This window comes from Pseudomonas sp. WS 5078 (assembly GCF_012985745.1).
Taxonomy (GTDB): domain Bacteria; phylum Pseudomonadota; class Gammaproteobacteria; order Pseudomonadales; family Pseudomonadaceae; genus Aquipseudomonas; species Aquipseudomonas lundensis_A.
This window is the reverse complement of record NZ_JAAQWX010000006.1, coordinates 234,904-248,852: the sequence shown is the minus strand read 5'-3', so window position 1 is coordinate 248,852 and position 13,949 is coordinate 234,904. Positions and strand designations below refer to the sequence as shown.

The window sequence follows — 13,949 nt, the reverse complement described above, 5'->3', positions numbered from 1 at the left end:
ATTGAGCAAGCAAGGCGGTAGTCGTGTTCAAGAAAACACTGTTTCAGCTGCACTGGTTTTTCGGGATAACCGCCGGTCTGGTGCTGGCCCTGATGGGCATTACCGGTGCCGTTGTGTCGTTTCAGGACGAACTGCTGAACGCGCTCAACCCGTCTGTACTCAGCGTCGAGAAACTCGACAGCGGCGTACTGCCACCTGCGGAGCTGGTGCGTAAGGTCGAAGCCACTGAGGGCAAACAGGTCGCGATGCTGTGGGTCGGTGTCGACAGTGACAGCGCTGCGCGCGTGTTTTTCACCCCGCCGCCGGGCGAGCGCCGGGGTCAGATGCGGTATGTCGACCCTTACACAGCCAACTATCTGGGCGAGGTCACAGGCCAGGATTTCTTCGGCCTGATGCTGCAACTGCACCGTTTTCTGGCCATGGGCCAAACCGGGCGGCAAATCACCGGCGCCTGCACCCTGATGCTGATTTTCTTCTGTCTCTCCGGGCTGTACCTGCGTTGGCCGCGCCAAGCGCTGAACTGGCGCGCATGGTTGACGCTCGATTGGGCAAAGAAAGGCCGCAGTTTCAACTGGGATTTGCACGCTGTAGCAGGCACCTGGTGCATGGTTTTCTATCTGCTGGCCGCGTTGACCGGTTTGTCATGGTCCTACGAGTGGTACAACAAGGGCCTGCAAACGCTGTTTTCTGATTCCCCCCAGGGCGAACACCGCAAAGGCGGCCGCGGCAAGCCCGGCCCAGCCGGCCCGGCACCCGTGGCCGATTACGATGCAATCTGGGCCAGCATCCAGAAAGCCGCCGGCCCTGAACTGAGCACATACAACGTGCGCATGCCCCCTGCAGCCGGGCAGCCTGCAACCGTGTTTTACCTGCGAACAGACTCGCCCCACGAGCGTGCTTTCAACCAGATCGTGTTGGACCCGGCGACAGGCGTGATCAAAAAGCACGATCGCTACGACGATAAAAGCTACAAGGCGCAATTGCTCACCAGCATCTACGCGCTGCACGTAGGCAGTTACTGGGGCCTTCCCGGACGTATTCTGGTTACCGTGGCCAGCCTGAGCATGCCGCTGTTTTTTATCACCGGCTGGTTGCTGTATCTGGATCGACGTCGTAAAAAGCGTCAGGCCCGAGTAGCACGTAATGGGCTGGCAGACGTCAGCAACGATGCCTCTTCATGGTTGATCGGCTTTGCCAGCCAAAGCGGCTTTGCCGAGCAACTGGCGTGGCAAACGGCGGGTCAATTACAGGCGGCCGGCATGCCAGTCCGGGTGCAACCGTTGGCGGCGCTTAGCGGGGAGGACTTGCAGCACGCAAAAAACGCGCTGTTTGTGGTCAGTACCTTTGGCGACGGCGAAGCGCCGGACAGCGCCCGGGGCTTTGAACGCAAATTGCTGGGCCAGCCTTTGAGCCTGAGTACGCTCCACTATTCAGTGCTGGCCTTGGGTGATCGCCAATACCCGCACTTTTGCGGGTTTGCGACACGCATTCAGCAGTGGCTGAGCGAGCGTGGCGCGCAGGCATTGTTCAGCCCGGTGCAGGTCGACAGCGGCGACCCCGTGGCGCTGCATCACTGGCAACAGCACCTCAGCCAACTGACGGGAGGAGCCCCCGGCACTCAATGGCAAGCGCCCCGCTACCACAACTGGACCCTTGAACAGCGCGACTTGCTCAACCCCGGCAGCAACGGTTCCAGCGTGTACCTGCTGGGGTTGAGCGCCCCAGACGTCACGGGTAGCTGGCAAGCGGGCGATCTGGTCGAAGTCATGCCGCGTCACTGCCTGTGGGCTGTTGAACACTTTCTCGAAGGTTTGGGGCTCAACCCTGACAGCCCGGTACAACTGGAAGGTTTGACCGAAACACTGGCTCAGGCACTCGCAAGCCGCCAACTACCGACACATCGCGGGCATCTGGTCGGCATGCATGCACAAGCGCTGGTCGATGCACTGATCCCGTTGAACATGCGCGAATACTCCATCGCCTCGATCCCGGAGGATGGTTTGCTGCAACTCATCGTGCGTCAGGAGCGGCATGCCGATGGAAGTCTGGGGATTGGTTCCGGTTGGCTGACAGAACACGCGCCTGTCGGGGCGAGCATCAACCTGCGCCTGCGAACTAACAGTGGCTTCCACCTGCCTGCAGATCCTTGCCCGCTGATATTGATCGGCAACGGCACTGGTCTGGCCGGTTTGCGCAGCCTGCTCAAGGCGCGCATTGCCGAGGGCGAACAGCGCAACTGGCTGTTCTTCGGAGAGCGCAATGTGGCTCACGATTTCTACTGCCGCGAAGAGCTGCAAGGCTGGCTGGCCAACGGGGATTTGGAGCGACTGAGTTTGGCGTTCTCCCGGGATCAGGCCCACAAGGTCTACGTGCAAGACCGTGTCCGCGAAGCGGCTGACGAGGTCCGGCGCTGGCTCGCTGAAGGGGCTGCCATTTACATCTGCGGCAGTCTGCAAGGCATGGCGGCGGGGGTTGATCAGGCATTGATCGACATCGTAGGAGCAGAAGCATTGGAACGTCTGATAGAACAGGGTCGTTATAAGAGAGACGTTTACTGATCAATACCCCTCAGCCTTAACACCGGCTGAGGGGTATTCAGAATAACGTGTCACGTCATGCTGTTTATTCTGTTTTCTTTAGATGCAACCCGGCTTCTTTACGGGCATCCTTAATAGCGTCCGTATTCATGCAGTATTTGTGTTCGCAATTATTGGTGTAGTTGCACGCGTCAACACAAGGAACACTGCGCTGGCGATTATCGGCATCTAAAAGCATGCACACATCTGCCGAGTGGCCTTCAATAGTGCCATTTGCGTTAATATCTTTGCCGAAAAACAAACAGGTCACACTTCCCCCGCCAATGGGCAACATATCGCAGGGTATGCCACCCACTAACACCCATCTACCCTCGCACAATGCAGCCGCCGAAGCCGTCGCGCTGAACATCATGAAAGTAGAAAACAACACACCCAGCGATGCTGAAATAATACGCCTGAACAGTTTTTTCGAATTGTTATAGTTCTTCATAAGAATCAACCCAAGTTTCGTTAATAAAATAAACCGTAAAGACCGGTTAATTTATAAAACTACACCCGCGTTTACCCTCGTATTAGGCACCGCCACTGTGCCCTCGGCAGGCACAATAAAAAGCCCCTGCTTATTAAATAAGGCAGGGGCTTTTTATTCTCGGCGTAATGATGAATCAGGTAGAAGCCGTTTCCAACGCCATGTCCACCGCCTCCGGCCGTTTTATCACGGCGTAGACCACCGCTGTCAGCGCACTGCCCGCCACAATAGCCAGCAAGTACAACAACGCGTGGTTGATGGCATTGGGGATCAACATCACAAACAGCCCGCCATGCGGGGCCATCAACTTGCAACCGAAGTACATCGACAACGCGCCTGTCAACGCGCCACCCAACACGCTCGCCGGGATCACGCGCAGCGGGTCTTTGGCCGCAAACGGGATCGCACCTTCCGAGATGAAACACATCCCCAGCACCATCGCCGCTTTGCCCGCTTCACGTTCGGTCTGGGCAAACTTGCGACGGGCGATCAGGGTTGCGATGCCCAAACCAATCGGTGGCACCATCCCCGCCGCCATGGTGGCGGCCATTGGTGCGTAACTTTGTGATGCCAACAGCCCGACAGAAAACGCGTACGCCGCTTTGTTGATCGGGCCGCCTAGGTCGACACACATCATGCCGCCCAGCAACACGCCCAGCAGGATCGCGTTGGTGGTGCCCATGCTGTCGAGGAAGTGGGTCAAGCCTTCGAGCATGCCCGCCACCGGCTTGCCCACCACGTAGATCATCACCAGCCCGGTGAACAGGCTGGCGAATAACGGGATGATCAGAATCGGTTTCAACGCCTCCAGGCTTTGCGGCAGGCGCGCGTAGCGGTTGATCGCTTTCGCACAGTAACCGGCTATGAATCCGGCAATGATTCCGCCAATAAAACCTGCCCCCAAGGTGCTGGCCAGTAAGCCACCAATCATGCCCGGCGCCAGGCCAGGACGGTCGGCAATCGAGTAGGCGATGTAACCCGCCAGCAGCGGCACCATCAGCTTGAATGCCGCATCACCGCCAATTTGCATCAAGGCGGCGGCCAATGTGCCGGGTTCTTTGTACGCTGTGATACCGAACACGAATGACAGGGCGATCAGCAAACCACCCGCCACGACCATCGGCAGCATGAACGACACGCCTGTGAGCAAGTGCTTGTAGACCCCGGCCTTCTCGGCTTTGACAGGCGCCGTAGCGTCCGTCGCCGCGCTTTCCTGACGCGCCTCGCTCAAGGCTTTTTTCAGCGTGGCTTCCGATTGTTTAAGCGCAATGCCTGTGCCGCAGCGGTAGATCTTTTTGCCCGCGAAACGCTCGGTCGGCACCTCAATATCCGCAGCCAGCAAGACGACGTCGGCATCACGGATGGCCTGAGCACTGAGGGGGTTTCTGGCCCCTACCGAGCCCTGGGTCTCGACGAGCAGGTCATAGCCCAGTCGTTTGGCCGCTTGCTGCAAGGCTTCAGCGGCCATGAAGGTGTGCGCCACACCGGTGGGGCACGCTGTCACGGCGACGATTTTGGGGGCAGGAGCAGGTGCTGCGTCCTTCTCGACGGCATCGGTTGCGGTGTAGACCTGCGCCTCTTCAACGCCCCGACGCAGGATGCCTTCTACATCTTGCAAAGCATGGGCCGGGGTGCTCTGGAATACGCGTTTGCCGATAAAACGTTGCATGTCCAGCGGTGTACTGCTGACCACCAGAATCCACTCGGCCTCGTCGATGGTTGCTGCCGACAATTGGCGTTCCGGGTGCTTGGGGTCATGCACCTCGACACTGGTGCTCCATCCCTGGCGCTGCGCCGCGGCGTCCAGCAATCGGGCGCACAGCACGCTGGTCACCATGCCGTTGGGGCAGCCCGTCACAATGGCTAATTTCATGAGTTTGCCTCTTGTTCTTCTGTCAGGGGATGCACGCAGACATCACGCTCGAGCGTCGCCAGTTGCGCCATATCGCTGATACCAAAACCGATCTGAGTCACCGCCATCGCTGCAATCGCCGTGGCGGTACGCAGGGTCTGTTCAGGGGAATGGCCGCTGAGCAAACCGTGCAGCATGCCGGCCAGCAGCGAGTCACCGGCGCCTACGGTACTGGCGACGCTGACCTTGGGCGGCAAGGCCTGCCAGGCCGGACCATGGCTGAACCAATTCACGCCCTCAGCCCCTTGTGAAATCACCACGTGCTCGACGCCCTGCGCTTGCAGGCGGGTGGCCGCAGCGACTTGCGACGCCAGGCTGCTGATATCGGCGCCCAGCGCATCGCTCAGTTCCTCGGTGTTGGGTTTGATCAACCACGGGCCCGCGTTCAAACCTTGCTTGAGGGCTTGCCCACTGGTGTCCAGAATCACTTTCAAGCCCAGGGCCTTGAGCCGTAATAGCATCTGATACAGCCACTGCGGGCTGATGCCCCGCGGCAAACTGCCCGCCACCACGACGGCGTCATGACTGGCGGCAATCTGGTCGAGCTTGTCGATCAAGGCTTGCTGCGCCGCCTCACTGACCTGCGGGCCCGGCCCGTTGATGTCGGTGACACGGCCATCGTCTTCGGCCAGTTTGATATTGCTGCGGGTTTCACCGGGCACGCGAATAAAGGCATCGACAAAACCGCGACGGGCGAACAGCGCGTTGAAGGCTTGTTGATTGTCTTCACCCAGAAAACCGCTCACGGTGAGTTTGTGGCCCAAATCAGCCAACACCTGCGCCACGTTGACGCCTTTGCCGGCCGCGTGGGTCAGCATCGCCTGGCTGCGATTGACGTCACCGGGCTGCAAGTGCGACACGCGCACCGTCAAGTCCAGTGCCGGGTTGAGGGTAAGGGTCAGAATCTTGGCCATCAGAGCGCTTCCACCAATTGACGTACTTCCTCCGGGCTGCCCACGGCCAACGCATCGCCAGCCAGGGTTTTGAGACGGTCCATGCTCAGTTCACGCACGCGTGCCTTGACCTCGGGAATGCTGCGCGCCGACACGCTCAGCTCATCGACACCCAGCCCGACCAGCACAGGAACAGCCAGCGGATCGGCCGCCAATTCGCCGCACACCCCCACCCACTTGCCATGGGCATGGGCGGCACGCACGGTGATGTCGATCAGTTGCAACACGGCCGGGTGCAAACCGTCGGCCTGAGCCGACAAGGTCGGGTGGCCGCGGTCGATGGCCAGCGTGTATTGCGTCAGGTCGTTGGTGCCGACGCTGAAGAAATCCACTTCTTTGGCCAGCACCGGCGCCAGCAATGCGGCAGACGGTACTTCGATCATGATCCCCAGTTGCAGGTCGGCGACCGGGATTTCCTGACGCAAGCGCTCGGTCATGTCGCGGGCAGCACGCCATTCGGCCACGCTGCCGACCATCGGGAACATGATGCGCAGCGGGCGGTTGTCGGCCGAGCGCAACAGGGCGCGCAACTGGCTTTCCATCACGTGCGGGCGCTGCAAGGTGAGACGAATGCCGCGCACGCCCAAAAACGGGTTTTCTTCCTTATCAATCGGCCAGTACGGCAGCGGTTTATCGCCACCCACGTCCAGCGTACGCACCACCAGCGGGCGACCGTTAAGGCCATCGAGCACCCGGCGGTATTCAGCTTCCTGAGTGGCTTCATCCGGGGCCTGGGAGTGGGCCATGAAAATCAGCTCGGTGCGCAGCAGACCGATGCCTTCAGCGCCCTGCTCGACGGCACTGGCCACACCTTTGCTTTCACCGATATTGGCAAACACTTCCACCGGGTGCCCGTCACGGGTCACGGCAGGTTCATGACGCAACGCGCTGGCGGCCTGCAAACGCTGATCGCGGCTGTCACGCTCCTGCGTTGCGCGGTGCAGGGTCTCGGCGTCAGGTGCGACATGCAGACGTCCACGCTGACCATCGATCAACAGGTGCGTGCCCGACGCCAGCAGCAACACAGCTTCACCTGCGCCGACCAGCGCCGGGATACCGAGGGCACGGGCAACGATGGCACTGTGGGCCGTCGCGCCACCGCGCGCAGTCAGAATGCCCGCCACCCGCGCCGGGTCAAGCCGCGCCACGTCAGAAGGGCCGACTTCATCCATCACCAATACGTAGGGCTGATCGGGTTCGGGTGGGGTTTCGATCCCACACAACTGCGCCAGCACGCGGCGCCCAATGTCGCGTAAGTCAGCTGCACGTTCGGCCAGCAAGGCATCTTGCAGCGCTTCTTGCTGACGCGCCGCCGCTTCAATCACCGACATCCACGCCGCTTCCGCGCTTTCGCCTTGCTTGAGGCGGTTGTCGACGTCATCCGTGAGCTCGGGGTCGTCGAGCATTTCCTGATGGGTAATGAAAATCTCGCGGATGGCTTTGGACGGGCTGCGTTGAATCAGCCCTTCGATGTCCTGACGCACCTCGGTCAGCGCGTGTTGTAACCGCTCGCGTTCAACCACGGAGGATTCGCCGCGCAACGGGTAATCAAGGAGTGGCAGCACATGAATGTGCGCAGGCCCGATGGCAATGCCGGGCGCGGCCGGGATGGCGTTGATCACACTGCCGGGCGCCGGGGCGGTGATGACTACCGCCACGTCCGCCACGGGGGCGGGTACGTCGTTTATGGCTGGCAAGGGTTCGACTTCTTCGCCCAGCCCTTCTTCAATGGCCGCCAATATCGCAGGCAGCGCGTCGCTGGCAATGCCCGGTTCAGCCACAAACTCCAGCACCTGGCCACGACGGGCACCCAGACTCAACAGCTTGCTTAAACTTTTGGCCGACACAGGCGATTCTTGGCCACCCACGATGCTGACGCGAATCTCGCCCTCAAAACGTTTGGCCAACTGCGCGAGCACTTTCGCCGGGCGCGCATGCAGCCCATGTGCATTCGCCAGCGTGATGCGCGCACTCGGCCAGTCAGCGGGCAATTCACCGCCCAACACTTCAAGCACCGCACGGCGGCTGGTGGCACTGCCCAATTCGTGACCACGCCCCTCGATCAACAGGGCGCACAGCCTCTCCAGCAACGCCTGGTGCGCCTCCCCAAGGCTGGCGAGGCAGAACAGCCCGCTCAGTGGCTGGCCAAGGTAGCGAATCGGTTTATCGGGCGTGACGAAGGCCAGCCCCGGGCGCTTGACCATTTGTTCACTGTGCAGCCACCACAGGCCATCACCCAGCGGCAGTGCTTCAACTTGCTGCAACACGGCCGCAAAGCCGTTATCGACGCATTCAGCCTGTCGCAGTAAACGGGCGCCGCGCCAGACCAACTCTTCAAAGTCGTCAGCCGAGACGCCCAAGCCAATCATTTGCGCGTCGAGCGCCAACTCCTGCGGCGCCCCTTGCAGCAGCTTGAGCAGGGCTTCGGCCGAACTGGCGCGCCTCAAGGCTTCGCCCAGATCGGTTTCGCCCAAGGCACGGGTCAACAATTGCAGCAAACGCAGGTGCTCGTCGGACTTGGCGGCAATGCCGATGGCCAAATACACCATTTGCCCGTCGCCCCAGTCCACGCCTTCGGGGAACTGCAACAAGCGCACACCGGTGGTGAACACCAGGTCGCGGGTTTCAGGTGTGCCATGGGGAATGGCAATCCCCTGACCCAGAAAAGTGGAACCCTGAGCTTCACGCGCTCGCAAACCGTCCAGATAGCCTTCGGCCACCAAGCCATCAGCGACCAGCTTATCGGCGAGTAATTGCAACGCCGCAGACTTATCCACAGCCGTCTGGCCCATGGATATCTGCTCTATGGTGAGCTCGAGCATGCGTTCTCCTTTCCTGGCACTCCGTGGTGCCCGGTATTGTTTTGAATTAAGTCAGCTTAGGCCGCTCGCCCCCAAGTGTGTCACTGGATGTGTGGCAAGCACATCAGCCTGGGCTTACGTCGTTTAAACAGGCTTGCTGAAACGTTTAATCATGAATGTGCGGCACGTTACTGCATAATCGTCCGCGCTTGAAGCCCAACCTGTCGCATTGATCAGCGTCATGCGGACGATGCGTCAAAAAAATACAGTAGCGATAAGGCAGACGATGGTCGGCTGCCTTTATCGGGTAGGATTGGCCAGAATGTCGGCATGTACTACAAAAAATAAGGAATTATCGGCGTGAAGCTCAGCGATATCGCTCAACTGGCAGGTGTTTCCGTGACCACCGCCAGCTATGTCATCAATGGCAAGGCTGAACAGCAACGCATCAGCAGCACGACCGTGGAACGGGTGCGCGCCGTGGTGGAAGAACATGGCTTTACGCCCAACCCGCAAGCCGCGGGATTGCGCAGTCGTCACAGCAGAACCCTGGGTTTCATCCTGCCCGACCTCGAAAACCCGAGTTACGCGCGCATTGCCAAGCAACTTGAACAAGGCGCCCGGGCCCGGGGCTATCAATTGCTGATCGCCAGCTCTGACGACGCGCCCGACAGTGAGCGCCAGTTGCTCAAGCTGTTCCGTGCGCGCCGTTGCGATGCGCTGTTTGTGGCCAGTTGCTTGCCTGAAGAAGACGACAGCTACCGTCAGCTACAGGATCTGGGTATGCCGATCATTGCGATCGACCGGACATTGCCATCGGACCGCTTTTGCTCGGTCATCAGCGATGACCGCGAAGCCAGCATGGCCCTGACCCGCAGCCTGTTGCAGCCGATGCCGCGCCAGATCGCGCTGATCGGTGCACGCCCCGAGCTGAGCGTTAGCCAGGCCCGTGCGGCTGGATTCAAACAAGCGCTGCAAGGGTTTGAGGGTGACGTGCTGATTGAGCACGGGACGGCCTTCAGCCGCGAATGCGGCCGACGCATCATTGATGAGTTGCTGGCCCGTCTGGGGCATTTCCCCGACGCGTTGGTAACGACATCCTACGTGCTGCTGCAAGGCATGTTTGACGCCTTGCTCGATCACCCGGAACACAAGGCCCCTGCGCGCCTGGCGACCTTTGGTGACACGCAATTGCTGGACTTCCTGCCGTTGCCGGTCAACGCCATGGGTCAACAGCATCAAGTGATTGCCGAAACCGCGCTCAACCTCGCCCTGGCAGCCATCGAAGAACAGCATTACGCGCCCGGCATTCATGCCATCGCGCGTCGATTCAAGCAGCGTATCCATCAGGCCTGAGCATGCAACTGATCGACACACACACGCACCTCGACTTCCCGGCGTTCGATGCCGACCGCACGCCACTGCTGGCGCGCAGTCGCGCGCTGGGTGTCGAGCGCATGGTGGTGCTGGGGGTTGATCAGTGTAATTGGCAGCGGGTGTGGGATCTGGTGCAAACCGACAGCCAGTTGTATGCCGCATTCGGGCTACACCCGGTGTATCTCGATGCCCATCGCCCCGAGCACATCACTGAACTCGGGCAATGGCTAAGCCGGCTGGCCGGGCAGCGACAAGTGTGTGCGGTGGGCGAAATCGGCCTCGACTACTTCCTGCCGGCGCTGGACCGCGAACGTCAGCAGTCATTGTTTGAAGCCCAACTGGAACTGGCGGCTGACTTCCGGCTCCCGGCGTTATTGCACGTGCGCCGCAGCCACGCGCACGTCATTGCCACCCTCAAACGCGTCAAGTTGCAACGCGGCGGGATTATTCATGCCTTTGCGGGCAGCCGCGAGGAAGCGCGCGAATACATCAAGCTGGGTTTCAAACTGGGCTTGGGTGGCGCCGCTACATGGCCGCAGGCCCTGCGGTTGCGCAGGGTACTGGCTGACTTGCCGCTGGACGCTGTCGTGCTGGAAACCGACTCGCCCGACATGGCGCCGGTCATGTTCGCCAACCAGCGCAACAGCCCAGAACACCTGCCCGCCATTTGTGAAGCGCTGGCCGGGGTGATGAACATCAGCGCGCAGCGACTGGCCGAAGCCAGTACGGCCAATGCGTGCTCAGTGTTTGAATGGTAAACGCACTCCTGTAACAGAGTGCGTCGAGGCACATTCATTCAGAGCAACAGCGTCCACACAGCAAAACCGGCATACCAGAGCAACGCCGAGCGCAGCAATAACTCCCACAAAGCATCCAGGCTGGAAACGCCCTCCGGCCCGGTCTGCGGTGGCGGAATTTCTGCCGCAGCGCACCCGGCTTTGTCGATCAATTGGGCCGCGCTGATTTCCCAGCTCAACAGCTCATGCAGCATCACGCGGCTGACCGCGGCAAAGTTGCCCACCAGTGCAAAGCTCGCCGCCAGCAGGCGTACCGGTAGCCAGTCGAAGGCATGCCGCAGTTGCTGGGCGCGCTCAACCAATTCCGGGTTTTTGCCATGCTCAACCGCCAGTGCCAGCAAGCGATAACTCAACGCAGCCACCGGGCCCAGCAGGAAGTACCAGAAAATCACGGCAAAAAAACTTTGATAGGCCTGCCACAGCAGATGCCCCTGGACGTTCTCCAACAATTGCTCGCCCGTGTCGGCGCAAACGCCAATGTCGCGCTGGGCCACATGGGCGGCCGCTTGCAAATCACCCCGGCGCCACGCATCGCGGAACGGCCCGAGCCCTGCCAGCACATCCCCGCGGCCCAGGCTGAACACCAACACCAGCACATGCACCGGCAAGGCCAGCAAGCCATACGCCACAGGATCCAGTACCACCAGCAGCAGGCCGAGCAGAATGACTGGCAGCAGGATAAGAATGACCAATACCCACCACGGCCGGCTGGCCAGACGGGCCGAAGCTTCAAGCTTGTTAAGCTCTCGAACCCAGCCGCTGTCGCGCTGAAGACGCTGACGCAAGGCCGAAAATTTTTCGATCAGGATCGCCAGCAGTAGCACCACAAAACTCATTGTTTCTCTCCTGTGTTCGGCAGCTCACGGCGAAAACGCACCCAATCAAAGCAAGGTCCCGGATCCGTCTTGCGTCCCGGCGCCACGTCACTGTGGCCACATATTCGTTGAGGGGTAATCTGCGGGTAATGCTGTTGCAGTTGCCGGGTCAAGGCAATCAGTGCCTGATACTGCGCATCGGTGAAAGGTTGGTCGTCCGTGCCTTCAAGTTCGATGCCCAGCGAAAAGTCATTGCACGCCTCACGCCCTTCAAAGCTGGAAATACCCGCATGCCAGGCGCGGTCCAGGCACGACACAAACTGCGTGATCTGGCCGTCGCGTTCAATCAAAAAATGCGCGCTGACGCGTAACGCCTTGATACTTTCAAAGTACGGATGCTCTGTAACGTCCAGTCGGTTCTGAAAAAACGCCTGGACCTTGCCCGTCGCAAACTGCCCCGGGGGCAAGCTGATGTTGTGGATCACCAACAGGGAGACTTCACCACCAGGGCGCTCATTGAAGTTGGGCGACGGGCAACGGTGCACGCCATCGCACCAACCGCTCGCGGGGTCCAGCTGCATAAACGCTCCTTGTGCGTTGAAAAACCAAAGGCGCAGTATGCCGCGATGCGCGCTCCAATTGGCAGCTATCTGTGGCGTCAGTGTCGCAGGGGCTATTGCGCGTGGCGCTGGTGCAAGCTGCCGATCACCGATTCCAGCGCGCGGTCGAAGAGCAAGCGGTCATCCAGGAGCAAGACCTTGCCGCTGCGCAGTTGAGCGATCAAATCGGTGCGGCTTTGTTCCAGGACTTTCAAGCCGGTGCGGTTAACGAAAATATGTTTACCCCCCGGCTCCAGAATGGCAATCAGCTTGCAACGCAGGCGAAACTCTTCGTTTTCCTGCAATTCGATCCACGTCCCCAACCGCAACTGGCTGACCAATAGCAGGCCCAGATGGTCTTGCTCATCGATGGTTTGAGAGGTGGCGAGTGCTTTATCGCACGTTTTATCAGGTGTTTTCAGACGCGCGTGTTCAGCATCGCGCGTGCGCTGCTCCAACAGTTCAATTCGGCCACGCTCGGCCTGCGTAAAGACCAAAAACTCGTGCAGCAACGAGTCCAGCAGCGCGGGGTTATCTCCCGAATATGACGCGAGTTGTTGAACGACGTGTTCAATCTGACGGAACAGCGGATCGCTGTGCTCATCGGTACGCACGTCCCAACCAATGGCCGCTGCGGCGATGACATTCAACAATCGCCGGGCCGCATGGGTGTCGCAGCTGAAAAAGTTCTGATCCCGCTGCGCAATCTTGCGCAACGGCTCCTGCAACAAAGCAATCTGACTTTTCAGCGCCGGTGAAACATTTCGATCCTGAGCGATGTACTCAAACAGAAGCCCGACCAGACTCTGCGCTTCTTGCACGTGCGCGGGCGGCGGTGTGTCCTGGGACTTGGCCCCGCAACAGGCATCGTTGTCAGACAGAGAAGGCAGAACACCCGTGGCAATCAGCAGTTGATTGGCGTCGGCATACAGTTGGCCGGTGTGGCTAAGCAAGTAGGTTTCGAACAGTTGCAACATGATCAGCTTGACCTTGAGGTCCATGCCCTGCTCACGCTCGGCTTGCAAAAAGTACTCACACAGCATGGCCGGGCCCAACGGATTGCTGTGCTCATCCAGCGACATGGTGCAGAGGGTTGCAAGGCGCTGGGTCAATTGGCAAAGGGCCATTTGGTCACGTGTCATGACCTGCGCCACCATCGCATTAATGACCTGCGTGCGCTCAAGGTCATTGGACAATAGAGAGAAGGTCCCCTCGACGGGCGCGGCGCCATGCAGGGTGCACTCACTGACATCGGGCTGGGTCAGGCGAATAAACGCGTCAAAAAAACGGTCAAGGAAGCCACGTTCGATGTGTTTGCGCTTGAGCCTGACATCGCGCATGGCTTCAAAAAAAAGGCTTTGTTCGGCATCACTCCGGGCGTTGTCAGCCATGGCAAACAGGGCTTCATCGGTGTTGTCGAACAGCACTTGCAGGCCATTTTTGAGCTGCTGAGCGGCCTTGTCATGGACCTGCAGCAAAATGACAGGCAGGCGAGCCAGCGGCGAATGAGTCGCCTGTTCAGCCGTCGCCTTGTGGGCAGCTCCCACTTTCCCGTCATGATGCATCCAAGCCTCCTGGAACGATGTGTCGCTTGCGTGGCGTGCAAGGGACAAAGCCACTTTTGACGCT

Annotated in this window: 10 protein-coding genes; 3 read left to right on the top strand and 7 right to left on the bottom strand. The window is 59.9% G+C overall.

What is annotated here, in order from left to right:
• Window positions 1-23 precede the first annotated feature (23 nt).
• A complete protein-coding gene (locus HBN68_RS11075) occupies window positions 24-2,558 on the top strand; it encodes a sulfite reductase flavoprotein subunit alpha (RefSeq protein WP_169964074.1) in 2,535 nt (844 codons plus the stop codon).
• Between the two features lie 64 nt (window positions 2,559-2,622).
• Here the strand turns inward: HBN68_RS11075 and HBN68_RS11070 are convergent, their stop codons facing one another.
• The 4 genes from HBN68_RS11070 to ptsP form a co-directional block, all read right to left on the bottom strand.
• A complete protein-coding gene (locus tag HBN68_RS11070) occupies window positions 2,623-3,027 on the bottom strand; it encodes a hypothetical protein (protein WP_169964072.1) in 405 nt (134 codons plus the stop codon).
• A gap of 175 nt (window positions 3,028-3,202) precedes the next feature.
• The gene (locus HBN68_RS11065; protein ID WP_094995002.1) at window positions 3,203-4,939 is read right to left on the bottom strand and encodes a PTS fructose-like transporter subunit IIB; all 1,737 of its coding nucleotides are present in this window, start codon (window positions 4,937-4,939) and stop codon (window positions 3,203-3,205) included.
• A complete protein-coding gene (pfkB, locus tag HBN68_RS11060) occupies window positions 4,936-5,892 on the bottom strand; it encodes a 1-phosphofructokinase (RefSeq protein WP_169964070.1) in 957 nt (318 codons plus the stop codon). The genes HBN68_RS11065 and pfkB overlap by 4 nt, the downstream gene beginning before the upstream one ends.
• Complete coding sequence (gene ptsP, locus HBN68_RS11055; RefSeq protein ID WP_169964069.1) at window positions 5,892-8,753, bottom strand: phosphoenolpyruvate--protein phosphotransferase; 2,862 nt, start codon at window positions 8,751-8,753, stop codon at window positions 5,892-5,894. The genes pfkB and ptsP overlap by 1 nt, the downstream gene beginning before the upstream one ends.
• Before the next feature lie 339 nt (window positions 8,754-9,092).
• Here ptsP and cra point away from each other — a divergent pair, with 339 nt between their 5' ends.
• The gene (gene cra / locus HBN68_RS11050) at window positions 9,093-10,088 is read left to right on the top strand and encodes a catabolite repressor/activator (RefSeq protein ID WP_094994999.1); all 996 of its coding nucleotides are present in this window, start codon (window positions 9,093-9,095) and stop codon (window positions 10,086-10,088) included.
• A gap of 2 nt (window positions 10,089-10,090) precedes the next feature.
• Window positions 10,091-10,867, top strand: coding sequence for a TatD family hydrolase (locus HBN68_RS11045; RefSeq protein WP_169964067.1), 777 nt, complete (start codon window positions 10,091-10,093; stop codon window positions 10,865-10,867).
• A gap of 38 nt (window positions 10,868-10,905) precedes the next feature.
• Here the strand turns inward: HBN68_RS11045 and ampE are convergent, their stop codons facing one another.
• The 3 genes from ampE to HBN68_RS11030 form a co-directional block, all read right to left on the bottom strand.
• A complete protein-coding gene (gene ampE / locus HBN68_RS11040) occupies window positions 10,906-11,742 on the bottom strand; it encodes a regulatory signaling modulator protein AmpE (RefSeq protein WP_094994997.1) in 837 nt (278 codons plus the stop codon).
• The gene (ampD, locus tag HBN68_RS11035) at window positions 11,739-12,302 is read right to left on the bottom strand and encodes a 1,6-anhydro-N-acetylmuramyl-L-alanine amidase AmpD (protein ID WP_169964065.1); all 564 of its coding nucleotides are present in this window, start codon (window positions 12,300-12,302) and stop codon (window positions 11,739-11,741) included. Before ampD ends, ampE begins: the two co-directional genes overlap by 4 nt.
• 92 nt (window positions 12,303-12,394) lie before the next feature.
• On the bottom strand, window positions 12,395-13,885 hold the full coding sequence (locus HBN68_RS11030; RefSeq protein WP_094994995.1) for a DUF1631 family protein: 1,491 nt from the start codon (window positions 13,883-13,885) through the stop codon (window positions 12,395-12,397).
• Between the last annotated feature and the right edge of the window lie 64 nt (window positions 13,886-13,949).

Excerpts from the sequence above, each read along its gene's own strand:
- HBN68_RS11065 (WP_094995002.1), bottom strand. The coding sequence starts at position 4,939 with ATGAAATTAGCCATTGTGACGGGCTGCCCCAACGGCATGGTGACCAGC.
- HBN68_RS11030 (WP_094994995.1), bottom strand. The coding sequence starts at position 13,885 with ATGCATCATGACGGGAAAGTGGGAGCTGCCCACAAGGCGACGGCTGAA.
- ampD (WP_169964065.1), bottom strand. The coding sequence starts at position 12,302 with ATGCAGCTGGACCCCGCGAGCGGTTGGTGCGATGGCGTGCACCGTTGC.
- HBN68_RS11045 (WP_169964067.1), top strand. The coding sequence starts at position 10,091 with ATGCAACTGATCGACACACACACGCACCTCGACTTCCCGGCGTTCGAT.
- HBN68_RS11070 (WP_169964072.1), bottom strand. The coding sequence starts at position 3,027 with ATGAAGAACTATAACAATTCGAAAAAACTGTTCAGGCGTATTATTTCA.
- ptsP (WP_169964069.1), bottom strand. The coding sequence starts at position 8,753 with ATGCTCGAGCTCACCATAGAGCAGATATCCATGGGCCAGACGGCTGTG.
- pfkB (WP_169964070.1), bottom strand. The coding sequence starts at position 5,892 with ATGGCCAAGATTCTGACCCTTACCCTCAACCCGGCACTGGACTTGACG.
- ampE (WP_094994997.1), bottom strand. The coding sequence starts at position 11,742 with ATGAGTTTTGTGGTGCTACTGCTGGCGATCCTGATCGAAAAATTTTCG.